The organism is Kluyvera sp. STS39-E (genome assembly GCF_040932435.1).
Lineage (GTDB): Bacteria > Pseudomonadota > Gammaproteobacteria > Enterobacterales > Enterobacteriaceae > Kluyvera.
Genome location: NZ_JBFQGA010000006.1, coordinates 22593 through 48820, shown reverse-complemented (window position 1 = coordinate 48820; position 26228 = coordinate 22593). Strand labels below are relative to the sequence as shown.

General features: G+C 48.3%; 32 protein-coding genes and 3 pseudogenes. 6 read left to right on the top strand and 29 right to left on the bottom strand.

The features are described from left to right. Positions 1 to 66: 66 nt before the first annotated feature. From ruvB to aspS, 6 genes are all read right to left on the bottom strand, one after another. The gene (gene ruvB, locus AB4K05_RS14335; protein ID WP_368480619.1) at positions 67 to 1077 is read right to left on the bottom strand and encodes a Holliday junction branch migration DNA helicase RuvB; all 1011 of its coding nucleotides are present in this window, start codon (positions 1075 to 1077) and stop codon (positions 67 to 69) included. 8 nt (positions 1078 to 1085) lie between these two features. After that, positions 1086 to 1697, bottom strand: a complete 612-nt coding sequence (gene ruvA, locus AB4K05_RS14330) for a Holliday junction branch migration protein RuvA (RefSeq protein ID WP_368480618.1) — start codon at positions 1695 to 1697, stop codon at positions 1086 to 1088. An 81-nt stretch (positions 1698 to 1778) separates the two neighbouring features. Then, positions 1779 to 2300 (bottom strand): crossover junction endodeoxyribonuclease RuvC, encoded by a 522-nt coding sequence (ruvC, locus tag AB4K05_RS14325; protein ID WP_368480617.1) that lies wholly within the window; start codon positions 2298 to 2300, stop codon positions 1779 to 1781. A gap of 34 nt (positions 2301 to 2334) precedes the next feature. After that, the gene (locus AB4K05_RS14320; protein ID WP_368480616.1) at positions 2335 to 3078 is read right to left on the bottom strand and encodes a YebC/PmpR family DNA-binding transcriptional regulator; all 744 of its coding nucleotides are present in this window, start codon (positions 3076 to 3078) and stop codon (positions 2335 to 2337) included. A 27-nt stretch (positions 3079 to 3105) separates the two neighbouring features. Then, positions 3106 to 3549: a dihydroneopterin triphosphate diphosphatase gene (gene nudB / locus AB4K05_RS14315; RefSeq protein WP_368480615.1), complete on the bottom strand. Its 444-nt coding sequence runs from the start codon at positions 3547 to 3549 to the stop codon at positions 3106 to 3108. A 1-nt stretch (position 3550) separates the two neighbouring features. Then, the gene (aspS, locus tag AB4K05_RS14310) at positions 3551 to 5338 is read right to left on the bottom strand and encodes an aspartate--tRNA ligase (RefSeq protein WP_368480614.1); all 1788 of its coding nucleotides are present in this window, start codon (positions 5336 to 5338) and stop codon (positions 3551 to 3553) included. Between the two features lie 266 nt (positions 5339 to 5604). Between aspS and AB4K05_RS14305 the strand changes: the two genes are divergently transcribed. Both AB4K05_RS14305 and AB4K05_RS14300 read left to right on the top strand, forming a co-directional pair. Then, positions 5605 to 6171 carry a hydrolase gene (locus AB4K05_RS14305; RefSeq protein ID WP_368480613.1) on the top strand — a complete coding sequence of 189 codons (567 nt, stop codon included), beginning with the start codon at positions 5605 to 5607 and terminating at the stop codon, positions 6169 to 6171. Next, a pseudogene (locus tag AB4K05_RS14300) lies at positions 6168 to 6263 on the top strand (hypothetical protein); the annotation flags it as partial. The gene AB4K05_RS14305 and the pseudogene AB4K05_RS14300, both read left to right, overlap by 4 nt. 212 nt (positions 6264 to 6475) lie before the next feature. Here the strand turns inward: AB4K05_RS14300 and AB4K05_RS14295 are convergent. Further along, positions 6476 to 6865: a S24 family peptidase gene (locus AB4K05_RS14295; RefSeq protein ID WP_368480612.1), complete on the bottom strand. Its 390-nt coding sequence runs from the start codon at positions 6863 to 6865 to the stop codon at positions 6476 to 6478. Positions 6866 to 6944: 79 nt separating this feature from the next. Here AB4K05_RS14295 and AB4K05_RS14290 point away from each other — a divergent pair, with 79 nt between their 5' ends. Beyond that, a complete protein-coding gene (locus tag AB4K05_RS14290; RefSeq protein WP_115074037.1) occupies positions 6945 to 7187 on the top strand; it encodes a DinI-like family protein in 243 nt (80 codons plus the stop codon). A gap of 90 nt (positions 7188 to 7277) precedes the next feature. Here AB4K05_RS14290 and AB4K05_RS14285 read toward each other — a convergent pair whose 3' ends face one another. Together AB4K05_RS14285 and AB4K05_RS14280 are read right to left on the bottom strand one after the other, a co-directional pair. Then, positions 7278 to 7676, bottom strand: a complete 399-nt coding sequence (locus tag AB4K05_RS14285) for a hypothetical protein (protein ID WP_368480611.1) — start codon at positions 7674 to 7676, stop codon at positions 7278 to 7280. A gap of 153 nt (positions 7677 to 7829) precedes the next feature. Then, positions 7830 to 7946, bottom strand: a pseudogene (locus AB4K05_RS14280) (DNA-invertase); the annotation flags it as partial. Positions 7947 to 8429: 483 nt separating this feature from the next. Between AB4K05_RS14280 and AB4K05_RS14275 the strand changes: the two are divergent. Both AB4K05_RS14275 and AB4K05_RS14270 read left to right on the top strand, forming a co-directional pair. Then, entirely contained in the window at positions 8430 to 8906 is a 477-nt protein-coding gene (locus AB4K05_RS14275) for a hypothetical protein (RefSeq protein WP_368480610.1), read from the top strand. 6 nt (positions 8907 to 8912) lie between these two features. Beyond that, on the top strand, positions 8913 to 9875 hold the full coding sequence (locus AB4K05_RS14270; RefSeq protein ID WP_368480945.1) for a sulfatase-like hydrolase/transferase: 963 nt from the start codon (positions 8913 to 8915) through the stop codon (positions 9873 to 9875). Positions 9876 to 10307: 432 nt separating this feature from the next. On the opposite strand, the pseudogene AB4K05_RS14265 reads toward AB4K05_RS14270, so the two are convergent. After that, positions 10308 to 10606, bottom strand: a pseudogene (locus AB4K05_RS14265) (DNA-invertase); the annotation flags it as partial. Positions 10607 to 10737: 131 nt separating this feature from the next. On the opposite strand from AB4K05_RS14265, the gene AB4K05_RS14260 reads away from it, so the two are divergent. Beyond that, positions 10738 to 11610, top strand: coding sequence for an ATP-grasp fold amidoligase family protein (locus AB4K05_RS14260; protein WP_368480609.1), 873 nt, complete (start codon positions 10738 to 10740; stop codon positions 11608 to 11610). A gap of 262 nt (positions 11611 to 11872) precedes the next feature. On the opposite strand, the gene AB4K05_RS14255 is transcribed toward AB4K05_RS14260, so the two are convergent. The 19 genes from AB4K05_RS14255 to AB4K05_RS14165 all read right to left on the bottom strand — a co-directional run bounded on the left by AB4K05_RS14255 (position 11873) and on the right by AB4K05_RS14165 (position 26227). After that, complete coding sequence (locus tag AB4K05_RS14255; protein WP_368480944.1) at positions 11873 to 12298, bottom strand: tail fiber assembly protein; 426 nt, start codon at positions 12296 to 12298, stop codon at positions 11873 to 11875. A gap of 11 nt (positions 12299 to 12309) precedes the next feature. Then, entirely contained in the window at positions 12310 to 13041 is a 732-nt protein-coding gene (locus AB4K05_RS14250; protein ID WP_368480608.1) for a hypothetical protein, read from the bottom strand. Between the two features lie 47 nt (positions 13042 to 13088). Next, positions 13089 to 13682 (bottom strand): YmfQ family protein, encoded by a 594-nt coding sequence (locus AB4K05_RS14245; protein ID WP_368480607.1) that lies wholly within the window; start codon positions 13680 to 13682, stop codon positions 13089 to 13091. Further along, entirely contained in the window at positions 13679 to 14821 is a 1143-nt protein-coding gene (locus tag AB4K05_RS14240) for a baseplate J/gp47 family protein (protein ID WP_368480606.1), read from the bottom strand. Before AB4K05_RS14240 ends, AB4K05_RS14245 begins: the two co-directional genes overlap by 4 nt. 1 nt (position 14822) lies before the next feature. After that, positions 14823 to 15260, bottom strand: coding sequence for a phage GP46 family protein (locus tag AB4K05_RS14235; protein WP_182945283.1), 438 nt, complete (start codon positions 15258 to 15260; stop codon positions 14823 to 14825). Beyond that, positions 15257 to 15841, bottom strand: a complete 585-nt coding sequence (locus tag AB4K05_RS14230; RefSeq protein WP_368480605.1) for a phage baseplate assembly protein — start codon at positions 15839 to 15841, stop codon at positions 15257 to 15259. The genes AB4K05_RS14235 and AB4K05_RS14230 overlap by 4 nt, the downstream gene beginning before the upstream one ends. Continuing rightward, positions 15838 to 16923, bottom strand: a complete 1086-nt coding sequence (locus AB4K05_RS14225; protein WP_368480604.1) for a phage baseplate assembly protein — start codon at positions 16921 to 16923, stop codon at positions 15838 to 15840. The genes AB4K05_RS14230 and AB4K05_RS14225 overlap by 4 nt, the downstream gene beginning before the upstream one ends. Continuing rightward, a complete protein-coding gene (locus AB4K05_RS14220) occupies positions 16920 to 18320 on the bottom strand; it encodes a DNA circularization protein (protein WP_368480603.1) in 1401 nt (466 codons plus the stop codon). Before AB4K05_RS14220 ends, AB4K05_RS14225 begins: the two co-directional genes overlap by 4 nt. A 125-nt stretch (positions 18321 to 18445) precedes the next feature. Beyond that, positions 18446 to 20305 carry a hypothetical protein gene (locus AB4K05_RS14215; protein WP_368480602.1) on the bottom strand — a complete coding sequence of 620 codons (1860 nt, stop codon included), beginning with the start codon at positions 20303 to 20305 and terminating at the stop codon, positions 18446 to 18448. 141 nt (positions 20306 to 20446) lie between these two features. Further along, complete coding sequence (locus AB4K05_RS14210) at positions 20447 to 20725, bottom strand: phage tail assembly protein (RefSeq protein WP_115601864.1); 279 nt, start codon at positions 20723 to 20725, stop codon at positions 20447 to 20449. A gap of 1 nt (position 20726) precedes the next feature. Continuing rightward, positions 20727 to 21098: a phage tail tube protein gene (locus tag AB4K05_RS14205; protein ID WP_368480601.1), complete on the bottom strand. Its 372-nt coding sequence runs from the start codon at positions 21096 to 21098 to the stop codon at positions 20727 to 20729. A 3-nt stretch (positions 21099 to 21101) separates the two neighbouring features. After that, a complete protein-coding gene (locus AB4K05_RS14200; protein ID WP_368480600.1) occupies positions 21102 to 22604 on the bottom strand; it encodes a phage tail sheath subtilisin-like domain-containing protein in 1503 nt (500 codons plus the stop codon). Continuing rightward, on the bottom strand, positions 22601 to 22792 hold the full coding sequence (locus AB4K05_RS14195) for a DUF2635 domain-containing protein (protein ID WP_368480599.1): 192 nt from the start codon (positions 22790 to 22792) through the stop codon (positions 22601 to 22603). Before AB4K05_RS14195 ends, AB4K05_RS14200 begins: the two co-directional genes overlap by 4 nt. Positions 22793 to 22795: 3 nt before the next feature. Next, positions 22796 to 23341, bottom strand: coding sequence for an ATP-binding protein (locus AB4K05_RS14190; RefSeq protein WP_368480598.1), 546 nt, complete (start codon positions 23339 to 23341; stop codon positions 22796 to 22798). Then, a complete protein-coding gene (locus AB4K05_RS14185) occupies positions 23338 to 23697 on the bottom strand; it encodes a hypothetical protein (protein WP_368480597.1) in 360 nt (119 codons plus the stop codon). Before AB4K05_RS14185 ends, AB4K05_RS14190 begins: the two co-directional genes overlap by 4 nt. Before the next feature lie 4 nt (positions 23698 to 23701). Beyond that, complete coding sequence (locus AB4K05_RS14180) at positions 23702 to 24079, bottom strand: hypothetical protein (protein WP_368480596.1); 378 nt, start codon at positions 24077 to 24079, stop codon at positions 23702 to 23704. Position 24080: 1 nt separating this feature from the next. Continuing rightward, complete coding sequence (locus AB4K05_RS14175; protein ID WP_368480595.1) at positions 24081 to 25130, bottom strand: major capsid protein; 1050 nt, start codon at positions 25128 to 25130, stop codon at positions 24081 to 24083. A gap of 99 nt (positions 25131 to 25229) precedes the next feature. Further along, positions 25230 to 25637, bottom strand: coding sequence for a head decoration protein (locus tag AB4K05_RS14170; RefSeq protein WP_182945270.1), 408 nt, complete (start codon positions 25635 to 25637; stop codon positions 25230 to 25232). Then, positions 25637 to 26227, bottom strand: a complete 591-nt coding sequence (locus AB4K05_RS14165) for a hypothetical protein (protein WP_368480594.1) — start codon at positions 26225 to 26227, stop codon at positions 25637 to 25639. Before AB4K05_RS14165 ends, AB4K05_RS14170 begins: the two co-directional genes overlap by 1 nt. Position 26228: the final 1 nt, after the last annotated feature.

The following is a 26228-nucleotide window of genomic DNA, read 5'->3' as shown; positions in this document are numbered from 1 at the left end:
CTTATCAGGCCTACAAAGTCACCTGTAGGCCTGATAAGCGTAGCGCCATCAGACATGATGCTCAAATTAAGGCATTTCCGGCGGCTTCATACCAAAATGATCCCACGCGCGCACCGTTGCCATACGCCCGCGCGGCGTGCGTTGCAAAAAGCCCTGTTGAATCAAATATGGCTCCAGCACGTCTTCTATCGTTTCCCGCTCCTCGCCAATCGCCGCCGCAAGGTTATCTAAGCCCACCGGCCCGCCAAAGAACTTATCAATGACGGCCAGCAACAGCTTGCGGTCCATATAGTCAAAGCCCTGCGCATCGACGTTGAGCATATCCAGTGCCTGCGAAGCAATATCCACTGAGATCGTGCCATCGTGTTTCACTTCAGCAAAATCACGTACGCGGCGCAGTAGACGGTTGGCAATACGCGGCGTTCCGCGAGCACGCCTAGCCACTTCCAGTGCGCCATCATCGCTCATCTCCAGCCCCATAAAGCGCGCGCTGCGCCCGACGATATGCTGAAGGTCCGGCACTTGATAAAACTCCAGTCGTTGAACGATACCAAAGCGGTCGCGCAGCGGTGAGGTTAAGGAGCCCGCGCGGGTGGTGGCACCAATCAGCGTAAACGGCGGCAGATCGATTTTAATCGAGCGCGCCGCAGGCCCTTCACCAATCATAATATCCAACTGATAGTCTTCCATCGCCGGATAGAGTACCTCTTCCACCACCGGGGACAGGCGGTGAATTTCATCGATAAACAGCACATCGTGAGGTTCAAGGTTGGTGAGCATCGCCGCCAGATCGCCCGCTTTTTCCAATACCGGGCCGGAAGTGGTGCGCAGGTTTACGCCCATTTCGTTAGCGACGATATTGGCAAGGGTCGTTTTCCCAAGGCCCGGAGGCCCGAAGATTAAAAGGTGGTCGAGCGCATCGCCGCGCATTTTCGCCGCCTGGATGAAGATTTCCATCTGCGAGCGTACGTGAGGCTGGCCGATATACTCATCCAATAATTTTGGACGGATGGCGCGATCCGCCACCTCTTCAGCCATCGTGCTGCCCGACGAAATCAGGCGGTCTGCTTCAATCATCCTCTACCTCATAGCGCCGCGCGGAGCGCTTCGCGGATCAGTGTTTCGCTGCTAGCATCGGCGCGAGCAATTTTGCTTACCATTCGACTGGCTTCCTGAGGTTTATAGCCCAGCGCCACCAGCGCAGCAACCGCTTCTTGCTCAGCATCGTCGCTATCCGGACCGGCCGGAGAGGTCAGCACCAAATCGGCGGCTGGCGTGAACAGATCGCCATGCAGCCCTTTAAAGCGGTCTTTCATTTCGACAATCAGACGCTCGGCGGTTTTCTTGCCGATGCCCGGCAATTTCACCAGCGCGCCTAATTCTTCACGTTCTACCGCATTGACAAACTGCTGTGCCGACATGCCAGACAAGATAGCCAGCGCCAGCTTCGGGCCGACACCGTTGGTTTTGATAAGCTCTTTAAACAGCGTACGTTCTTGCTTGTTGTTGAAACCATACAGCAGCTGCGCATCTTCACGTACCACAAAGTGGGTGAAGACAATCGCTTCCTGCCCGGCCTCGGGCAGCTCATAAAAACAAGTCATCGGCATATGCACTTCATAGCCTACACCGCCTGTTTCCAGAAGGACCAGCGGGGGTTGTTTTTCGAGAATGATGCCTCTGAGTCTGCCTATCACGTGACGCTCCTGCGTTAAGGGCTGAAAAGGTAATACGCTATCATAAAAAAAGGCTGGATATTTATCCAGCCTGATTTGTCATTATCGCAGTCGCCCACGCGCCAAATTCAACCGCGACTCGCTCACCTGCATAGCGTTCTGGCTGACATGGCAGTGGGTGATGGCGATGGCCAGCGCATCGGCGGCATCGGCCTGCGGGTTGGCGGGCAGCTTTAATAGCGTTCGCACCATATGTTGTACCTGGCTTTTTTCCGCGCTACCGATCCCGACGACGGTCTGTTTGACCTGTCGAGCTGCGTACTCGAAAACCGGGAGATCCTGGTTGGTCGCCGCGACAATCGCCACGCCGCGCGCCTGCCCTAACTTCAGCGCCGAGTCGGCATTTTTCGCCATGAACACCTGCTCGATGGCAAAATAGTCCGGCTGGAACTGAGTAATGATTTCCGTCACGCCCGCATAAATTAATTTCAGGCGCGAGGGTAAATCATCAACCTTCGTGCGAATGCATCCGCTGCCAAGGTAGGTCAACTGACGGCCCACTTGGCGAATGACACCATAACCGGTGATGCGCGATCCCGGGTCAATGCCGAGAATAATAGACATCACGCATCTCCTGTTATTTTATGGCTAAACCACCTCATTCTAAGGTAGCTGCAACCTCATCAGAGATTTCGCCGTTGTGGTAGACTTCCTGAACATCGTCACAGTCTTCCAGCATGTCGATAAGACGCATCAGCTTCGGCGCCGTCTCAGCGTCCATATCCGCTTTGGTTGACGGGATCATAGAAACTTCAGCCGCATCGGCTTTCAGACCGGCCGCTTCCAGCGCGTCGCGCACTTTGCCCAGATCTTCCCACGCGGTATAGACGTCAATTGCGCCGTCGTCGAAGGTCACAACATCTTCAGCACCGGCTTCCAGCGCTGCTTCCATGATGGTGTCTTCGTCGCCCTGTTCAAAGGAAATGATGCCTTTTTTGCTGAACAGGTAAGCTACGGAACCGTCAGTACCCAGGTTGCCACCGGTTTTAGTAAAGGCATGACGTACATCCGCGACGGTACGGTTGCGGTTGTCAGACAGACATTCGATCATGACGGCAGTACCACCAGGACCGTAACCTTCATAAATGATGGTTTCCATGTTGGTGTCTTCGTCACCGCCGACGCCGCGCGCGATAGCACGGTTCAGCGTGTCACGCGTCATGTTGTTGGACAGGGCTTTATCAACCGCCGCACGCAGACGTGGGTTTGCATCCGGATCGCCACCGCCAAGCTTAGCTGCCGTCACCAGTTCACGAATGATCTTGGTGAAGATTTTGCCGCGCTTAGAATCCTGCGCCGCCTTACGGTGTCTGGTGTTGGCCCATTTACTATGACCTGCCATAAAATATCTCCAAAAAAGCTATGCCTTTCAGGCCGCGTTAATTACAAATTCTTCAATCGCCTGCCGGTTGCTCCACGACTTGGTGAGCGCCGCCGCAGTGGATGCATCAAGCCATTGGTAGGAAAGGTGTTCGGTGAACACAATCTCCCGCTCGTGGGGCAGCGCAAGGCAGAACCAAGATTCCGTGTTGCGCTCAATGCCAGGGGCATAGCGATGACGTAAATGTTGAAAAATTTCAAACTCCACCGTGCGCTGACAGTCTTTCAAGGCCAGTTGTTCTGCAACAACGTCAATGGTGACCTCTTCATTTACTTCACGCAGAGCGGCCTGCGACGCGGTTTCTCCCTCTTCCAGACTGCCGGTTACCGACTGCCAGAATTCAGGGTCGTCGCGTCGCTGCAACATCAGCACCCGTTTACTATCCTCGGCGTAAATCACCACGAGGATAGAGACGGGCCGCTTGAATAGCATATTACTTGTTCTCCGCCGACTCTTTTGGCTCTTTCGCCACAACCTGAATACCCAGTTCACTCAGTGATGCCGGGTTCGCGAAGCTTGGTGCTTCGGTCATCAGACAGGCTGCCGCAGTGGTTTTCGGGAAGGCGATAACGTCACGGATGTTGTCGGTGCCGGTCAGCAGCATGGTCAGACGATCCAGACCAAACGCCAGGCCTGCATGCGGCGGAGTACCGTATTTCAGTGCATCCAGCAGGAAGCCGAACTTCTCGCGCTGTTCCTGTTCGTTAATGCCGAGGATACCAAATACGGTCTGCTGCATGTCGCCACGGTGGATACGAACGGAACCGCCGCCCACTTCATAACCGTTGATGACCATATCGTAAGCGTTAGCGACCGCATCTTCCGGTGCCACTTTCAGCTCTTCTGCGGTCATATCTTTCGGTGAAGTGAACGGGTGGTGCATCGCGGTCAGACCGCCTTCACCATCTTCTTCAAACATTGGGAAGTCGATAACCCACAGCGGTGCCCACATGCTTTCGTCAGTCAGGCTAAGATCTTTGCCCAGCTTCAGACGCAGCGCGCCCATGGCATCGGCAACGACTTTTTTGTTGTCTGCGCCGAAGAACACCATGTCGCCGTCCTGCGCGCCGGTGCGCTCAAGAATCGCTTCAACGATGTCAGCAGTGAGGAATTTCGCCACTGGGCTGTTGATCCCTTCGAGGCCTTTCGCACGTTCGGTGACTTTGATGTAAGCCAGGCCTTTCGCGCCGTAGATCTTCACAAAGTTGCCGTATTCGTCGATAAGCTTACGGGTCAGAGATGCACCGCCTGGAACACGCAGTGCCGCCACGCGGCCTTTCACATCGTTAGCCGGGCCGGAGAAGACCGCGAACTCGACGTCTTTAACGAGGTCAGCAACGTCAACCAGTTCCATCGGGTTACGCAGATCCGGTTTATCGGAACCGTAACGACGTTCAGCTTCCGCGAAGGTCATGACCGGGAAATCACCCAAATCAACGCCTTTCACTTCTTGCCACAGGTGACGTGCCAGCGCTTCCATCACTTCACGCACTTGTTCCGCGCTCATGAAGGAAGTTTCAACATCGATCTGGGTAAATTCAGGCTGACGGTCAGCGCGCAGGTCTTCGTCGCGGAAACATTTTACAATCTGATAGTAGCGGTCGAAGCCAGACATCATCAGCAACTGTTTGAACAGCTGAGGAGACTGTGGCAGCGCGTAGAACTTACCTTTATGTACGCGAGATGGTACGAGGTAATCGCGCGCGCCTTCCGGGGTCGCCTTGGTCAGCATCGGGGTTTCGATATCGAGGAAACCATGATCGTCCATAAAGCGGCGCACTAGGCTGGTGATTTTAGCACGGGTTTTCAGGCGCTGAGCCATTTCCGGACGACGCAGATCGAGGTAGCGGTACTTCAGACGCGCTTCTTCGGTGTTAACGTGGTTGGAGTCAAGCGGCAGTGATTCTGAACGGTTGATAATAGTCAGGTCAGATGCCAGAACTTCAATCGCACCGGTTTCCATATCTGCGTTGATGTTTTTTTCATCACGCGCACGCACGGTGCCGGTCACCTGGATGCAGAATTCGTTACGCAGTTCAGACGCTAACTTCAACGCATCCGCACGATCCGGATCGAAGAATACCTGAACGATGCCTTCACGGTCGCGCATGTCGATAAAAATGAGGCTGCCGAGATCACGACGACGGTTGACCCAACCACACAGAGTCACCTGCTGCCCAACGTGGGACTGTCGAAGCTGTCCACAATATTCTGTACGCATGAGATATCCCTTAACTTAGCCGTCGGCGGATTGTCGCCTGCCGTGCAGGCTTAACTGTCGCAGCTTTAGCTGAATGTCACTACTGACTGAAAAAAGGGGGCTATTATACTGGAAATTCTCGCTTACGATAAGCCCAGTGCGGTTTATACGCCTGTTTGCTGAACGCTTATTGCTCATGCTCACAAAAATTAACAATATTTATCCATTCAATAGTCTGGTGACAATTGTAAGGTATGCGCCAACAGCCTGTTTAGAGAGGAACAACCATGCTGAATTTAGACGCTAACAAAACCGCCCTCGTGGTGATTGACCTGCAAGAAGGCATTCTGCCGTTTGCCGGCGGCCCGCATACGGCAACCGAGGTTGTGGAACGCGCCGCGCGTCTGGCACAGAAGTGCCGTGACGCTGCCGCACCGGTGGTGATGGTTCGCGTAGGCTGGTCTGCCGATTTTGCCGAAGCCCTGAAACAGCCGGTTGATGCCCCTGCACCGGCGAAAGCGCTGCCGGATAACTGGTGGAACTACCCGTCGACGCTTGGCAAACAGGACAGCGATATCGAAGTCACTAAACGTCAATGGGGGGCGTTTTACGGCACCGATCTCGAAATGCAACTACGTCGCCGCGGTATCGATACCATTATCTTATGCGGGATCTCCACCAACATTGGCGTTGAATCCACCGCGCGCAACGCTTGGGAGTTGGGCTTCAATCTAATTATCGCCGAAGATGCCTGCAGCGCCTCCTCTACCGAGCAGCATCAGGGAAGCATGACCCATATCTTCCCGCGCATTGGCCGCGTACGCAGCACCAGCGAAATTCTCGACGCGCTATGATCTACCTTGGACTTCCCCAATGGTCGCACCCGAAATGGGCGCGGCTGGGGATTACCGGTCTTGAAGAGTATGCCCGCCATTTCAACTGCGTGACGCGGGCATTTTAAAAAACACTAAAGAACGCCCAAGAGCATGAGTTTTCTTTAACTTAATCAATGTATTAAAACCACTACACATATGAAAATCGGTAAAGTTCATATGCCGTGTAGTGTCCCACCCATGCCCCAAATGAGATTTTTTTACCCCATACATGCCCCACAAATTACTCCCTGCAACCTACCTCTGAGCGGGCTTTTTTACTTGCTCAGATCACCGGACAATCATCGAATTCCCCTGTTCTGGCATCGTTGATAATGTAAGTGATCACCCCAAAAACTGCGTTGGAAGCATTATAGCCATCATCATCAACTGGGATTTCTTCCCTCCTGCCGTTCTCAAGGTTTACCAGGTGCGGTCTTGGGTGCTTCCGGTAGCGCTTCATTCTGAACTCACCCTCCATGGCACAAATCAGCAGTGAGCCATCACATGGCGATAATGACGCGTCAACCACCAGCAAAGCCCCCTTCAATACCCCCTCGCGAAAGTGTGAGCAACTGGCACGCATAAAGTAAGTTGCGGCCGGTTTACTGATGAGTTTCTCATCAAGGGAAATTCTTGTTTCCGCGAAATCTGCGGCAGGTGATGGAAAGCCCATAATTAATCCCCTCTCTTGATTACTGGATATAAACACAGTATAAATACTGTATATCCAACCAGTAAAGGGACAATGCGCAATGTTTGTGGAACTCGTTTATGACAAAAGAAATTTTGATGGTTTGCCTGGTGCCAAAGACATCATTCTGGGAGAATTAAGCAAGAGAGTGCATCGCATCTTCCCTGATGCAGATGTTCGGGTTAAACCGATGATGACACTACCGGCAATCAATACAGATGCCAGTAAGCATGAGAAGGAGCGGATCAGCGCCGCTGTGCAGGAAATGTTTGAAGAGGCTGAATTCTGGCTTGTGGATGAATGAGTGATTTCGCCTATACTTGCGCCAGCGCCATGGCATTAACACCTGGCCTACTGCTGCGGTCTGTGCTTGCATACCACGGGCCGCAGCAAACTACCATTGAGCACTTTTGCTGCTCACTACATCATCGGTCACAAATTTTGCTGCTTTTTTCAAAGCCTGATTGAATGCAACCACTGTTACAGGTTTATCCTGAAGCTTGACCCTGTTTGAGTGGCTCTGAAAAATATAGATGTCATCGGGATATCTTTCTCTGCGCCTCTGTATGAGTTCGCATACAAGAGGTGATGCCGCAATCTGCTTCGCTTTGAACTTGCCCCTCTCCTCAAAAGTAAGAGATTTCCCGTCAAAGCAGCTGTACCGCAGATCGATGGCCCTGCTAACGCCAATGGGTACGAGGTGAAGAAAGACCCATAAATCCGACCATGTATCACTGATATCTCTTAGCTTACGAGTTATTAGCGCGGCTTCTTTGGTGGTAAGTTGATTCATATTGGCTGTTCATTCTGATGTAGTTACAATATGTAACGTAGTGTAAATCACATAAAGTCAACATGTTACGCCGCATTCGGTTTCAGAAACCACTCGATATCCGGGCCGTGTCAAGTGTTCGCCGTTGCCCAACGCCTTGAGCAGCCACCCGCCTGAAGTTTTGCCGTAGTTCTTAATTTCGAAAGCCAGTTCACATCCTGCGCACTCAAGGGCATTTCTCTGTAACGCGGTGTTCTGGTCATTTGTTGACACCCTGTCATAGCTAATCAGTGTAGGTTAATTTCCTACCAATTCCTCATGACGCTAATTGTTTATGCCCGTAAAGATTTAATTCAATTTTTACCACTCAAAACTCCCTAGTTTATGCCACTGCCAACTAAAGCTATACGGTTCAGTTTCCTTGTGTTACATCAAAATTATCTGATAGCCATAAAGAATGCATATATTTCTACTTGACAAAGTATCGAAGCCTACATCACAGCTTTCTTTAAATAAATGGTAGAAATATTCCATGAACATATATGTACTTAATCGAATCATCAAGCATGCGTAATGAACTTACTGTCTAAATATTATACCACTGTACAAATATCACTCCCCACCTACAAATTACAATAGTTGCATTTATTTTCTTTACGTGCGATAAAGACGACCTCAAAACCATATGAAATTTGACAAATGAATTACATTTATACTATTTTATCTTACTTTCTTTGCATTTATTTGTTTAGTTTTCCTGATAAAACGAAGTTAATGTTAGCAATAAAAATATTATCATTTTCATTTATATCTTCGCTGATATGTTTACAGCTAACCTCATTAATCAGCACAGGTCTGTTTATTCCGCCATTGGCCATATCAAACATAGATCAATTCAAAGAGGCTGGCAACCACAATACCTATACCTTCTCAGCCTTATTATTAGCAAGCTTTTCATTACTCTTCTTTTTATCTAAAAAAACGCAAAATAAATCCATATTAAAAAAAGCTTTGGCAATTTTAGTTCTATTATCACCTTCTAGCCCTGTTTATTCACTTACTCAATCAGTTTTCAAAGTGGCATATCAAAGGCACGCTGCTAATAAATATAAAAAATACGCAAAGGAAACATACAACCGATTAGAAAAATCATCGGTCAGTAATAATAGCGAATTCGGAAAATTCGTTCCCAAAAGACACAAAAATGTCATCGTTATATTTACAGAAGGTATGTCCTACGATGTTATTTAAAAAGAAATAACACCGAATCTTTATAATTTAAAGCAATCATCTTTAGATGTTAAAAACTATTACAATCACACCGCTGCTACCTTTAGAGGGTTAAGGGGACAACTATCATCATCTTACCAATTTACTGGCGGGCAATATAAAGGTGGTCTGGGTATAGGTCAAATGTCTACTGCTGACATTAAAAACAGATATCAAAATAATAAAACTGATAGCCTATCAATGCAGTTAAAAAGAATAGGGTATAATACATATTTTCAATCCTCAAATAATTCAAATGAAAACCTTAGTTTGATGCTAAAAACTTTAGGGTTCGATCAATTATTTGGCTCTAATGATTTAGACAACATGGAAAAATGGAGCGTTAATGAGTTAAGTGACAAAGACTCATATCGATTATTGTTCAAAAAAATAAATACCATAAAAGAGCCATTTTTCTATGGTGTCTATACTGTTGGTACGCACGTTGGACTTGATAGTCCGGATCATAAATATGGAAATGGTAAAAACCCATATCTTAACAAATTTTCCAACATGGATTTGCAATTCGGAGAATTCATTAAGAAGTTCAATGAAAGCACTATATCCGACAATACAACTTTAATTTTCACTACAGATCATGCCTCATATCCAGATAAAGGTTTCATATCTACCTTCAAAACACAGTCATCTTATTTCTCTGATCGGATACCTTTGATTATATATACAAAAGGTATGACCCCTAGTATTTTTAATGCCCACGGACTGAATTCTTTAACCTTAGCACCAACAATACTCGACATTGTCGGTACTACTGATGTTAAAAATCACTTTATTGAGACATCTCTTTTCGACTCAGGGGAACACACTATTTTTGGTTGCACTACCGCAATTGGAGACCAATACCTCAATACATGCAGCGAACATTTAATACCGGTTGACGATAATAAAATAATAAGTGAAATCAAAAAACTGCAATCATTAGGTGGGTAATTATTAGCAAGGAAATACAACATCGATGCTATATAATTTAAAACGTGCACGAACGCTAGCTGCTTCTGACTTTTAGCTTCTTTGATATCGTGGTTGTTCAATTCAGACAACATTGTAAACATGCTGCCTGAATTAGGGATATTTATATCGTCGATATGGATTGGTTACTAGCTAAATGTGTTGTAATTTCATCTTCAGTTGCAGCGCATTTGAATGCTACTCCTGAGTTGGAGGGATAGGTCATTGAATATCGGGTGCAGAATCGGTCTTAACACGTATCAGCAGCCCCGCACACTTCCCATTCATCTAGGGCATTTATTCTTCGTCTGTAGCGCGGCGATTTTTTTTGCACCAACACGCGATAAATTTTTCACTGTCAGAAGGTGCCAAAAAGACACATTCTGCATAGAAAAAAATGAGCGGAAAGAGGTTTTACTGATGCCCTTGCTGTGCCGGATAACGTTTGTAGAGAGTCGAGAGACCGACCGCATGTCTGAGAGCTATATCACGATGTGAACAGCCGGACCTAATTTATCGTTCAAATGCATCCAAGTGCTCATCAGTAAACTTAGGTCTACGACCACCAACTCGCCCCTAGCGCGGGCTACGGCCAATCCAGCCAGAGTGCACTCACTATTCATGTCAGACTCATATTGTGCCGCAGAGAGAATATTACGGAAGTTATATCGTCCGCTTGCAGTGCTCAGGTCAACGCCATCAGTAATAGAACGGATGACACCAATTTGATTTCTATTGACTTCTATCCAACTACTACCATAGATATTCATTATTTATCCATTGTTTATTCATTACCATTCCATTATGATATACACATTTGATCAATGGTTAACGGGGTACAGGTATGAAGAAGTTAATAAAAAAAGCATTCCCTGATGCGTTCTTTTTGATTAGAAGACATAAGAAGTTATTTGGTAGATTCCCATCCATAACAAACCCCAGAACTTTCAATGAAAAAATAATATATAGAATGCAACACCCTTTACCATCATTTAGTTTGATGGCGGATAAATATAAAGTCAGAGATTTGGTAGAGAGTAAAATTGGCCCTAATTATTTAATACCTATATTGTGGCATGGAAATACATTTACCATTGATGCATATGAAAGTTTGCCAAATGAATTTGTAATAAAATCAAATCATGCATCGGGTACAAATCTTATAGTCAAGGATAAGTCACTCCATTCATTTAACTCAATTCTAAAAAAAACTAATGAATGGCTAGCGATGGATTATGATAAGGTTAACTTTGAGAAACACTATAAATACATCGATAAAAAACTAATTGTAGAGGAATTGCTTAAGGATGATGGTGGTAATATACCATCAGATTATAAGGTTCATGTTTTCAGGGACCGTGAAGGGAATGTCAGAAAGTTTATTCAGGTGGATTATGATAGATTTGATGAGGGTGGATTCGGCCACAGGAGGAATTTATTTGATTCCTCTTGGATGAAAATCAATGCAGAATTAGCACATGATAACAATTCATTTGATGAGCCAAAGCCAGGTTGCCTTGATGAGATGTTAAGATTATCAGAAGATCTATCTATGGGTATGGGTTATATAAGATGCGACTGGTACATTATAAATAATAGATTGTTTTTTGGAGAGATTACATTAACTCACGGGGCAGGAACGGAGGTGTTTTCTCCTGACATTGTTGATTATGAATGGGGGTCTTATTGGGATCTGAAGTCGGATTTAGTCGTATAGCCACATCTCGCATATGCATTCCATGATAAAGACATGAACCATGAAAGGGACATGTCTTTATATTATGCTATAAATCCCTAGCCCCATTATTCAACTCGACGGTTTTAATGGCCATTCAATATCAGACTGTTACCGTTAAGTTCGGGATCGCGACGAGTAAGGTTCGTGCGCGCCACCGGGTAGATTGCCAAAACTACTCTAATCATCACCCTCACCAATTTTGAGTTGTCTTCCGCTATTTTTTTTCACCACACACTCCCCATCACACAGTGGGAACTGGTGGCCACTCGATATCCGGTGCTTTTGTCGTATCGACACGCATCAATAGCACCCGATACTTTTTCCACTCAGCAAGCAGAGATATTTCCTCGTCTGTCGCTATATCTAAATCGACAGCGTCCTGAAGTGGTGCAATTGTGTCATTTGCATTCTGAATCAGGCGATTCTTCTCTGCGTTCGCCTCGCTGACTAAATCCTCGTGGGATTTCGGAGGGTTGATATGCGCCTCAACCTCTTCATCAGTCATTTTCCGCATTGTGTTGATTTTATCTCTAATTTCGAAAAATACTTTATCGATAACACTTAACTCAGATGCAGCGGCATCATCTGCCAGCGATTCCAGCTGGTCGATGCGGTTAACTTTCTGAATGGCCTGTTCTGAGTATGCGTAAACATCGCCACTATCCATTTTGAAGTAGATCATCTTAATTCACTCCACATGTACTGACTCCCGATGGTATTGGAAACGCTATATGTACTTCCTGCTGGGACTATTGCCGATACCGGGCGAACAATAGTTGTGCTTGCGTTATACCCAATGAGCGCCACAGCGACGCCATCAACAATAAAATTCGCATCAGCCGCCACGGCATAGGAGCTAACCACAACCATAATGGGTTTCCCTGTGTCATTCGTATAGGTGGTTTTAGAGGCTCGGCTTGAAGTGACATTGACCCAAGTCTGACCGACACCAATCATTAATCCAAAGCGAGCATCATTACCCGCTGCCACAGTTCCTGCCGTCGTGCCGACGTTCAGTTTTGCTGCATCTCCCAAACCAAGCTTTGAGAGAACGCCAGCGGCATCAGTTTGCGCCAGAATTTCGCGGGCAAAAGCGGTAAGGTCAGTTAAGGCTGCAGCTTTCGGGCCAGTGAAATAAGAGAGTTTGTTAGCAGCACCAGTAAGAGCAGCCAGAGCTCCTAAAGCATCACTATTTCCTGCAAAAATTTTTTGAAGCGCGACAAGAACCTGAGTCGTATCGCCAACATCAAGCGCTACACCTGTCGATTCAACAATATGCGCCAGTTCCTCCTGCATAGCATTAAAAGCTGCGGCACGTAGGCGTGTTGCAGCAATACCACCAGCAACATTACCATCTGTATATTTCCCGTCGACCGTAGAAGACGATTCAACCTGCCCGATTCTGAGCATGAGCAATCCTCACTAAGTAAAGCGATAATATTTAAAAAATAGATAATCTATGAATAACTGAAGATAATATTCAGGTGTGATGGCGAAATATTATTTATTGCACATTCAAGTTGTTTATTTCCCCATGATGCTAGTGGATCACCACAGTATGAGGCTCCGGACAAAGTGTATTTAATGGTTGTCTCTAGAGCGTTAATTCTCCAGGTAAAAGGCCATTCATCACCATTCAGTGCATCACCACATGCTGACATTCCACTCATAGCTGGTCGAAACTGAGTAATCGTAATGGTATAACCGAGCGCGGCAGCAACCCGAATGTAATAGTCTCGATTCAGGCCACCATTGCTAATCAGCTTGGATACAACAGAACGCTGCCTATCGCTGATACCACCGATTTCGCCAATAGCACAATCATCAGGCAATCCCAGCGTACTTTCCCATTCAGAGAGCATGCTTGTCGCGGTTGGTGGAAATGCTCCTTTAATAAGATTACCCGCGTCGTTATCAGATCGCTGGTATGAGCGCCCTAAAGCCCGTAATACTGCTGCCTGCACAGTATCAGGTGCACGAGGCCATGCGCGTCCCCGTGGTAATAAAGCACCGAGTGCGGAAGCATAATCATTTTGTGAGTAAAGGCTCATACGAAATCCACCTCACCTAGCAGCGGAATTTCACCAACACTAAAAGTGATGTTTGATGACGGACTATTAAGAATATATCCCTTCGTTCCGTCTACATTACTGATGCTTTTATTGATATCGGACAGGTCAATTTTCCCGGTCCCATCCGGATTGGCCTCATCAAAAAATAGAGTCGTTAAAGCGCTTTTAATATTACTGACAACAGTGTTATCAGCATCCGTTATACCTGCTATTTCAAAATCAATGATCTTTCTGATAGGAGAACAAACAAAAATAATTGCAGTATCAGTCTGGAGCGGATAAATATGGTCGGCGACAGACAACTGATCACCGGATGCCTTTACAGCCCCCCAATTCTCAAGCTGTGATATCCCATCAGTTCCAACAGGGAAGCCGTCATTAAGATTACCGTCACACATAATGTAAACACCAACCGTGCCTGCACCATTAAGCCTACGCTTTACCCAGGCTCGGGTGACTCCAGAGACCTCCAAAGCCCATTTTTTATAATCGGTATCACTTCCCCCCTGAGGAGGCTCTTGCCATGAAAGCAGGCCACGACTCCGGAAAGCCTCTTCATCTTCGATATCAGCGCCACCTGTAGCCGCTTCAATTAGAGTTAATTGAGACTCAACCCCCGCAATGTTTACATCAAGCGTGAGTATCGTTCCTGCATCTGCATTGCCGTTCGCACCGCCACCAGTAACATCATCAGTGACATTCGGTAAAACAGCGGTTATTCCTCCATGCCCTTCCCCGCTATCTTGAACTTTGATCTCCGCATCAACCGTATACTGATATCCGTCCCCCCTGTTCAAAATCGTTCCGACTGGAATAATACGGTTTGCGGCCCCGACCGCTTTCACATCTTTTGATTTAGCTGCGCTGGCGGGTTTCCTATAGACGCGTTTTAAGGCCATCCATCCAGCCAGACTTTCATCCGTTGCCGTGAAAGGATTGGACTGAAGCGCCATATAATCAAGGTAGCCATAGTGCAGGTGTGCCATCCCCGCATCCATATCAGCAACAACCTTAAGGTTGGCAAAACGAAGAAGAGAGCCTACGTTCTCTAGTTCAGCCTGAAGAAAATTACGGTTTTCTTCTCGTAATTCACTCAGAGTCTTTCGCTTAAACGGCATGTTAAAGTTTCTCCCATATCCAGTAGAACCTGCTCTCCTGCCAGTCTTTCCCCGGCGATAAATACCGGATAATAAGGTTCAAGCGATTTGGCATAACGATTTGGGCTACTGGGATAACATCACTTACAACCCCATCATCTTTCAGCCATTTAAGAGCTTCCAGCGCGTATGTTTCAGCTTTTATTGCCACATTGGTCGTCAGTTTTTCCCTGCGCAATAACCAAAGCCGTGAACCAAGTTGCTGATCTTCACCTGTGTCACCCCACCACCCACGACGGTCGCTATCCCCATAATCATCATCAGAACGTGCCAGGCGATCGGTAAAAAGGCTAATCAAAATCACCGTCTGGAGGTCATGATCGGTAGATAACATCCCCGCGCCTTCCTGCCAGTCGGCAATCATTTCATCCACGTTCCAGAAGGAAGCAAAATCACTCATTGAACCTGCTCCTCTGTTTTCTCACTGGTGGCTTCGTCGTCGCCCTTCTGAATACCTTTAACTACATGGTGATGATCATTGTGAGCTTCGCGGAGTTCTTTAAGGGTTCGTGTATTACTCTCACAGTTATCAATAATGTCTCCGGTACACTTTAAAACCGGGGTCTTTGCCAGGACTTCCTCGCTGGCGTTTATGGTGACGTTGGTTGCGTTATTTACTTCAACGTCTTTCCCTTTCGCATCAATAAAAACGCCGTTTTCAGTAAGCAACACTTCCAGACCCCACCGGTTATAGATGACTGTTTCCCCCGCATTCAGACCGGTTCGTCTATATCCCTGATGGTTTGATGCGATGATTACTGGGCTGGAGCGATCACCTCCAATAAAGGCAATAACAACATCTGAACCTGCTGGAAGCCCGGAGGAAAAACCGAAATCAGCCATCCTGGGAGCACTGGCAACCTCCAGTGGGGTCTGGTATTGAACGTTTTGAATTTCCCCGCTGTCTTTCTGAGATGTGATACGCCCAATCCCCAGCATCCCAGCAATCCGCACAGCGGCTTTTTTCAAGTTCTGGTTCATGTGTTGAACCCCGCTAATTGCTGATAGAACGCATACGGCTGCACCGTGAATGCTTCAGGCGGCATCAGCGTAAGGCGAGCATGCGTTCCGTTGTCATCCCGCATATAGGTGACCTCTGACAAAAGCATTTCAGTATCTGGGAGGCGTAATGTTGGAAGGTCTACGGGGAGTAAGGTGTTCGGCTCCCATAGTTTCCCGTCTTTATCCCGCCAGGAGTCTATAGTCACGGAAAGCTGCTTCGAGCGCCCATACCGACGGTTCATCTCCCAGTCAATCGAGCTCTGAGCTTGCTGAGATGCCATCAATGTACTTTCCACAATAGAAATATGCTTTCGGTAACGCATTCGGGCCGCTTCAGGGTCTCTTGCCGTCGCCAGAGTCACCGCATCATATGCCGTATCTGGCGCATAACCGGCGATTGAGGAAATCCCCATCGAGACGCCGACATAATCAGAAAATCGGTCAGCCATCGATGTCCGGTAATAAGCCTGCTCAGCATTCTGACCTTCAGCAATACCGCTTGCTGCACGGCGCGTGCCAACACGGGTAAGCAACAAATTCCCGTCGGGTTGGTCGTAATAGAGCAGAGCCGACCACCTTGCGACACGCTCAATCACTTCCTGGGGTGACTCTCCCCAGTTGAGTGTAAATTGCGGCGTTTTCACCAGGTCGTTCACATCCGTTGAAACGCTGATGCCATAATACGACGCAAGCCTGGACGCTATTTCCAGTGCATTGCTTTCGTTAATGGCATTGTTGGGCCACTCAGCGGAACAATCTACCAGGTCCTGACATTTACTCCGGCCTGTCGCACGTACTTCATGTCGGGACCGCGAGATTGCAGGCTCCCAGTCATCGACATAGCCAGTAACAGCAAGATCATCGCCAATGTCGACGGTGCAGGGCATACCTTCTTCAACCAGTTGCTTATTATCACTGCCGGGGAAATAATCCATCAGGCCAAGATCAAAATCCGAGGGAAAACGTTCTATTCCCCTGGTAATCCGGACCGAATCCCAGCCCTCAATGATTTTCCCACCCACCGTCAGAGAAACGACGTCCTGATCGTTGTCCGTACTCATTGTCTAAGCACCTTCATCGTAAGTGGCATAAATGCGGGGTGCGGAACATGCGCCGCCTGAATTAATTCATCGGCACGAGAGGCATCCTGATAAAAACGATTTGCAAGGGTAAGCGCGGGTAGAGGCTGAGCCATGTTGATCTGCATCAAATCACTTAATTGCGAAGAACGGGCCATCATTGTCGAAATAAATGCAGTCCTGACAGTAAGCAACGCGTTATACATTTCATCGTCAGCACGATCAGCAACAACAACAAGGGCACCATCCAATTGCAGGGCTACACGCTGTGTCAGTTTTTCGGCTTCATCACGGCTGGTAGGATTTGCCTCGGTAGCGGAGCTGGTCATTGCGCCGGTACACAGCACAATAATCAGCGTATTCATTGTCGCTGCAATTGCTTTGCTGTTATCTGATTGTTGGTATTCGATGCTTGTGGAATTAGCGAGTTTCTCCAGAGCAGAAATGCGGTCATTCACACTTCCGGTACTATTGAGAATCGAATTGACAACATCTGCTACCCCCTGAACAAACTCATCTGCAGTGGATGAATTATTCAGTACATCAGTTGTATCCATAATGTTCTTCCGATCCATTACTGACTGCGCTGTAACCAAATCAGTCAGTGCCTGATCATCTTCCGCATCGGCTGTTGATAAACCACTACTAATAACTGAAGAACTCCCGCCGACAGAACCTTTGCTATATCGTCCATATTTATTGTTACCAAAGGTCGATTTCAGGACGTTACTGACGTTTGTCACCTCACTAACCGTACTGTCAACCATGGAAGTCCAGAATGTTATCGTCCCTTTAATGGTGTTAATTGCCGAGGTTACACCTCGTATTTCACCTTTTATTCGTGCCAGCGTACTGGCCACAACCGTCGTAACCATTTTAAAATAATTGGTTTTTACCGTGTCGCTAGCCACTGTCCCATCGGTAATGGCAAAAACCTTCAAGCCAGACTCAAGCGCCATCAGGGTAAATTCAAATACCCGACCGCTTTCCATTGAACCGGAAATACGAAGACCATTCTCTGGAATTGAGACCGTTAATTCACCAAGAGTTGGATGAACCAGGGTTCCGCTTCCTTTTGCTTCACATGCAGCGACCAGGGACTGACGTTGCGCGATAACATCACCACCGCCATAAATTTGGCTATTCTGGATTAAAAAACCGCGAATCATAAAGCGCCGGGTTCCACGGCCAAGGTCTTCTATCCACGCAGTATCCCGATAAGGGTACTCGTGCACCGCCTGCCGCCTACCGTGGCTGCCTTCTTCTGCAACAACCGCAAATGGTACACCGCGAAATGAACTGGCTTGTAGCTGACTTTGCCAGTTATCACTGGCCCCACCGCCCATTAAAGATGTGATAGCATCCTGAATAATTGACATCAGACCTCCATAAAAAAATATCCCGCCATAAAGGCGGGATATCGCTAACGATTCAAATCAGAATGTTTTTACTTTATTACTTCTTTGTTTTTTATTTCAATGAGGTCCATCTATAGAGCGTTTCTCTAATAATTTATCGGTGTGGTGATCCTGCCATTATTCTCGACATTGTAGGTTTTTCGGTCTCCGCTACCGTTGACCACTGTGAGCTCAAGCTTGAGTGTCTGATCTGACATTGCTTCTTTCAACGAACGGGCCAGATTTTCACTAAGCGCAGCTTCATCATTCTTTTCCTGCTGTGCAGTCAGAATGTTTGTTCCGCGCTCTCCACCACGAGAACCGGAAATAATGTCATACCTCTGTTGAGCTAGCGCATCAGGATTTCGTTTTCCAGACCAACGGTCATCAGTGATAGCAGTCTGGATGGCATTTGCTAACTGTTCCTCAGTAAAGGGCTGAGCACCATTCTCGTGCTGTATCATGGCAGCCATAATGGATTTTAATGTTTCCGGATCATGCAAATTGAGTCGCTCTTTCGCACCAAACCCTGTACTTCCTGAGACAGAGTCAATATATGCACGGGTATTGTTCTCTTTACTCGGCGCGTAAGTGTGTATGAACCCATTCAGGGTGTTGTTACCACGATCGCCATACAGCATTAACTGTCTGGCCATCGCAGAAAGACCATCAGCATCATTAGCAAAAGTGGAAAAACCTCCACTTTTCCCTGTGGTATTTGATGCCTCTCTCAAATTACCGGGATTATGGTTTCTGAATCCACGAGAATTGTTTTTAGTCTGTCCATACGGAACATTGCCACGAGCAGAGCCAGTCTGAGGCCCATTAATAGCTAAAATATCTGCCTGTAGTTGTATGGCACTATCCGCCGCCCCATAATTCTCGTCGTAACGTTTGCGGACAGCATCAGTGTAAAAGCCGCCATCAACGGCGCCGCGCTCGCTTCGTGATAGACTGTTATAAAGTTCTTTGTCCCCCTGAATACGCCGCAGTTTTTTTGCATTATCGCTGCTGACAAACCCGAGGGCATGAGACAGGCCAGTGAAATCACCGTTAGTGAAAAGGTCAGTTAGCCCCTCCAGTCCGTCTTTAACAGAACCATCAGAGAGCAAGGCTGTCAGCGCTTTATTCTTCGAACGCTGCCATAAACCATCCCAGGAAGCACTGAGTTCATTCATCGTACCGTTGATGTCACCCAGTTGCTGGTTAAGTTCAGGATCGATTGTCAGTCCAAACTCGTCAGATTTGGCAAGCAGGCTCTTCATGCGCTCCCCTTCGCGCATTAAAGCCAGCATTTCAGGAGTAAAGCCCATTGCATCTGCAACAGACTTTTGTTGCTCCGGCCGCAACGTTGGGAACACACGCGCAATTTCCTGTAATGTTCTCAGCGTATCAACAGAACCATCTTTATTTTTCTGTATCTGCACGCCAATTGTCGAGAATGCAGACATCATTCCCTGGTTGCTGCCGCTATTTGCCTCCTTTAGTGCCTTTGCAAATCCCTCAATTGAAGCCCTGGCGCTTTCACTATCTGATCCATTAATCTGCATAGCCCCAGCCAGTCGTGAAAACTCTTCGACTCGCATGCCGGCATTTTTTGCAGATACATCGAGATTGTATGCTTCCCGGGATGCCTCCCTGAATCCATATGCAACTTGTTTTAGCCCATATCCTGCAGCACCAGCAACGCCAAGCGCCCCTAGCTTCCCGGATATTTCGCCAACCATTTTAAGTGGCGGAACCATGTCTCCGATGAGTTGCACATTATCTCTGGCACTTCTGGCCATCAACTCAAGTCGGGAGTTGTATCCGTTCAACCCGTCCAGCGTCTCCTGACCACCGAGCTGAAGTCCTTCCTTCGTTTTATCGAGCTTAGGTTCTAAATCACGAAGAGCGTCATTTATTCGGTCTATAACTTCACTAACCTGGTCATCAGCTACCAGCTCAAAATCAAAGGAATTACTCATCGTCGTCATGGTTCCTGAGCTTGTTAATCCGGGAGGCCTGCGTCACCCACCACTTAAGGCGGGCGTAGGTCATCCCCCACGCCCTGTCCTCTGTCCAGCGGAAGTAATACGTGACATCAGCTGCGGCTTCCTGCCAGGCCGTCAGGCCTTCCAGGTCAAAAAACTAAGCAGATATTCCTCACACTTGCGAAAATCAATGAAATCCATCGGCTGCAGAACGCTTTCTCGCGTATCTGTTACAAGCGCAATTAGCAGACGCATAGCTGCGAGGGAAGTGGATGCAGCCTGCTTTTCATAAAACTGTTCGGCCTGGCTGAGAGTAGGTGCTTTAAGTTCAAGCTCCGGATAAGTCATTTTTTTCGTCGTATCCTCAAGAGGCTTGACGAGAGGGATAATTTTTACGCGTTCTAATTCAGCCATATCAGTTCTCCGTTACTTCCCGGCCTTCCCAGCGAACATCAAACACTGCATCTTCGCTTTCCACTTCCTGAACGTTTACCGTCCAGAGCCCTTCACCAATAATCGTTTTGCCATTTGCCAGTTCAGCAACAATGTTGACATTGGTTTGTTTGTTAAAGCCCAGTACATTGGTACCGCCGCTATCACGTAAACGGGCCGAAATATAAGGGGCTACAGGCTTTTCTTTGTACCCGTGAACACCATCCATCCCCGTCATTGTCGTACGATTGACCTTGGAGGGCTGATATTTAAAAGACCCTTCCACCATCACCGTCACACCGTTAACGGTGACGTACGCGGTCCCCGCCAGGCGGTTAGAAGTATCACCTGCCATCGTTTAAGCTCCTGTTGATTCAGCCCGAGTGCGGAACTGGTTGAGTAACGCGAAAACGCGCAACTGGTTAATGAGAGTTCCCGGCCACAACACATCAACGCGGTTAGGGTTTTTGGCGTTCTGCTCAACAATAATGTTTTTAGCAAAAGCCTCTTTGTCTTGTGCATACCCGTTCCACACCAGCTTTCCGTATTCGGCGATCTGATCAGCTTTGATAATGTTCGGGGTAACAATCGCAGCACCAGGAGCAAAACGGGTACCATCAGCCGCCAGTTTCATTCGTCCAAATTTGCTGGTCACTGCGGTTCGAAGATAACGGGTGACAAACATCAAGCTGAAGAGTGTTTCAACTTCCAGATAGCTATCATCTGCATCGCCGTATGCATTTTTCTGATAGGTGGTGATCAGGTTTTCAATGCGAACAGTACCGTCGTCATCAACCGTGAACGTGGAAATGCCGCTGTACAACAGGTTATTACGCTCAGTCAGTTCAAAGCGGTCCTGTAATGCCGGAGCCAATACACCCAAAATAGCTAGGGATTGAACAGGACGGCCCGGATCATTGCGCAGACTAACAGCCGCAGCCCCGGTATACCCAGCAGACCAAAGCCAAGTTGGTGATGGCGATTTATTCACGCCCATCAAAGTTTCGTGCTGGTTGTTACGCACCTCGCCTTTGGTGCCCAACTGAGCATAAGTCCCGGCGGTAGTTCCGAAAGAATGGCCATAGAGTTGTTTATCCCACGCCCAACGACCGCTGATATCGGATAAGAACTCTTTCATCGCATCCAGAGAACTCGTGTCGTCATATGGATTAACAATGAAGTCAAACGTGCGGTCCTGAAGGTTTGCTAGCGCTCCAGTTAGATCAGGAGCTCCAGCACCGTCATGCATAGCAGTGATCGTCAATTCCAGACCTGCAGGCGTACGCTCATCACCGGGAAGGCCGAGATAATTCAGGCGAACATCAATACCATTACCAACCAAACCGAGGTTTTTAGCCGTCAGTGTTATGGTATCGGTCGTCGCGCTGGCTGTTACTGGAAGGATGCTTTTAGCGTTAATTGCAGCAGCCAGAGCCGTGGCAATCGAAGCAACGGTGTCCGTTGCCACAACGGTAAGCTGAATTCGCTCACCAGCGATGTACAGTGAAATAACACCGGTTGCCGTTGGTGCGCTGGTGACCTTGATCGAACCCGTTGCAACGGTCATCGAGTCAGGGTCTTCTTCCAGTGGCAAAATCCAGACTTCTGCGGCGGTATCGTTTTTCTGATACGCCGTCATCATCGCATGAAGGATACTACCCTTCCCGGCAAGATCACCGACAGTATCAGGAGAGGAAGCACGTTCAGGAATACCAGCTGTAGCGGAGCCGGAAGGAAGCATCCCACCGATCAGTAAAGTGCGCTGCGTAGCTGTGGCGTTATTCGCCATTGAGTTATCAAACTCAACGAAAAACAGCCCGACCCGCAGATTATCGGGAACACGAGCGAATGGAACAGTCATTCAGTATCTCCCTCATTTTTATGTGAATCACCTTTTGCAGCGGCTTTCTGTTTCGCTACAGTCACATCACCATCACTCAGACGGCGACGCCAGAAGGTATTATCCGGAACCTCTGCGCCTTCTCTCGGCAAAGAGATGCCCTTAACGGGGCAGCGAACGCTGAGCCCATTATTCGGTTTTACAAACATGATTTACTCCTGAAGGTTGATACTAATCCCAGGTTGCGGGGTGCCATCCGGCATTGCGATCGTGATATCCATACCCTCCAGGGGAACCGTTTCAACCGGGTAGAAATCTTCCGGCCCCTGGTAATGTTCGATATCAATTTCATACAGCAGCTGGCCCATATGAGCCTCACCGTCTGCATCAACATTGATTGTTGAGCGAACTTCAGCGTACTTTTGTATTTTCCGGGTCAGTTCATAACTGTTGATGACTGCTCGCTCTACCTGCTCACGCAAGTCTTCCAGCGCCACTCCAGCTCGCATTGCTCCATCATCATCCGTTTCGCCGTCATACTCCTGTACCCGGCCAGTAATACGGACAGTTGTCACGGTAGTGAAGGACGGCGTATTTCGCCCCATCGACTTTTTATGGTCGAAAGGGGTCTGGATGAGTAAGGCAGGATATTCCACCGGAGATGTAGGCCAGTCACGCGGAGAAAAGACACGAGCAGCCGCGTCTGTGGTGTTGGTCAGCGCCAGAACCACCATCTTTCGAATGTCTGAAGCATTCATCGTTGTTTCGCTACGTTAAGTACAAGTTTCGATCCGCCATGGCTATCTGGCTCAACGTTCATCACGACAAACAACTGATTAACAGGCTTTCCGCCGACGGTTTTAATAAACACACGATCGGATACCACCGGGAGTGCTCTGCCTAAGTTTATGAACTCCGCATCGCGTACCCCAAGAGTCGGGCTCGTTGTATTTATGGCTGAATCACCATCAAGATTTTCAGTCACAACAGCATAGCCACGATCGAAAATACCGTTAATCGGAAAAGAGGTACCGCTTTTAGGGCGGTACTCATGCTCATCGCCAAAAATGCCATGTAGCGGGCTCAAGAGATGTAAATCCCAGTCCACGCCCATCAGCTTACTCCGTTGTGATTTTCACACCACGCGCAGCAGATAATGCGCGCTGCCGCAGAACATGAACGTCGGCGATCACACCAGCGGCCAGCAGCCGCTCGGCATCCTTACCGGAGACCGGAATACGGGAGTTTTCCCGGTAAACCTCACCGTCATGGCGAATGCAATTCCCTTTCAACACCACAAAATCGGGTTCCGCTGCTTCCTGAATATCTTCTTCAGCGGCATCCTCATCCTCTGATGAGTCACCTTGTTTATCGTCAAGCGGTTGGGACTCCTGAACGTTGCCGCCGGCATTCAGCTCGTCAACATTCAGACCATCAGCGGCAGTCCCTTCCGCATTCAGATCATCGTCCGGTGTAGTTTTGGTTGTTTTAGCCATATCAGACCACCGTCGCACAGAGGGATGCGTTAACCCGGCTCGGAATAACCAGCGGGGAGGATTGCATCAGGATAAGACGCTGGGCAGGATCTTCTTTCACCCAGGATTTTGGCGCATAGGCCAGAGGACCGTAATTAAATGCCGGGTCGAGGATAACGCCAAAGGCACGGGTACCCATCAGATCAGCACCAGACATAATAACGGCGCCGTCGGGGATCATCGGCTTCTCGACATTATCGAGCGGGTCAATAAACCAGTCGTTATATAACCAGAGGTCAAAGTTACCCCAGCGCCCTTTATAGATAGCGCCCTTCATCGCCTGTGGGCCGGCGTTAATCTGGTTACCAAACGGGCTCAGCGCCGGGAACGTGATGGCATTATCTTTGATGGTGGTATCCAGTCGGAACGCACGCCATGACTTGCTCGTGAATACCAAATCCGTCGCGACGGAACCAGACTCTTTCAGGAAAAGCGTCTGCCAGACTTCAATATCATCAGATGGCTGGGTATTGGTGGCCCCCGCGGCCACCGTCAGCGGCCACTTATCGGAACCACTCAGGGTGATAGTCAAATCCGAAGAGCGTCCGAAATCCACCACTTTGGTTTCATAGCCTTCCCCGGCAACCGTGACGGTACCGGACACCAGCGCGCTGGCCGCCATCCACTCCAGACGACGGTTGATCATGTCAATCTGATCAGTCATCTCAAACTGCAGGTTCAACATTTCGCGTTCTGCGGCTGTATATTCGCCGCCAATACGCTCACCAATCTGGCGGCGGATGGGTTTACGCAGGTCCGGCGCCCGCTTGTCTTTGATGTAAGCCGGTTTGAAAGTATTGGTCTGGTATTTACGGGACTCGACCAGCTTACCCTCCACCAGCGGGGAGACAAACGGCGCCATACGACGCAGGCCGACATCCACGTCAATCGCCACCTCTTCGGTCTCATAAGTCACGACGTTCGGGAAGAAACGATCAAGCAGCCAGTTCTGACTGGTTTTCAGGTTAGGAACGACCTGTACCAGCACACTGGTATCAAAAATATTTTCCATATTCAGTCTCTTGATAATGCCAGCCGCACGCTGGCATAAATTTTAAATAAGTCGGCCCCTGCCGGTTAAAGCATTCGCCAGGAGTGATGTGGGATAAAATCAGGAGGTGGTTAAAGGTGCCTGGGCGCTGTCTTTCAGGAAGATGGCCAGCGGGCGTAGTGCTGTTTTCAGTTCCGGCACAGTCCAGGAGGAATCAAAAATAATATGATTCTGGTTGAACTCCCCCATCAGGTACAGGCCGCCAGACTGATCGCCATGAGAGGAAGCGTCAACATCATCAACCAGAATGGCCGCCGGCGTCTCGCTACCATCCGTTGCGGTTTTCACACTGACGGTATATTTTCCGCTAGCGGTGATCATGCCAAGCACAGTGCCACGCTTATACACGCCGCCGGTGATGGTCCCGGTATCGGTGACCAGTTGCAGCGTACCGGCAACCAACTGATCCGGAATAAACACTGAACTCTTCATGCCTGGAGCAAAGGCATTCTGACCAAATTGATCCATTATTTATCTCCTTTAATGGAGTTGTAGAGGCCGGTCATCTGGTTTACCAGGGCCGATTTACCGTTCTTGTTCTTACCACTATCCGGATTCAGACGGGCCTGATGGCTAGCCTGCATCCGTTGGTCAAGTGAACGCTTGCGAGCAGGGGCGGGCTGCGACGTTGGCGCATTTGCAGCCATAACATTGATGGCAGCAGCAGAGCTCATGCCGGTATTAAATGCCAGTGACGCGGCCAGTGAAGGATTCGCCGCAGCGTGCTTACTGCCGAAGATACGGGCACAACGTTTACGCTCAGCAGCGCGGGCATTTTTAACCGCTTTGCTTTCTTTTCGGTCGTCGTCGCCGTCATCTTCGGAATCGTCATCGTCTTCAGAAGCTTCCGGATCGTCGCCGTCATCTTCCGCATCATCGTCACCTTCGTCATCTTCCGCGTCGTCGTCACGCTCATCATCCTCTGCTTCATCTTCGCGTTCATCCTCTTCCGCGCGACGACTTTTCGCCTTTTTGGCCTTTTTGTCTTCTTCCTCTTCGGAAGCAGTCGCGCCACGGCCAATAAGGTGAGCAAAACTAAATGTCTTTTTCTTCGCCATT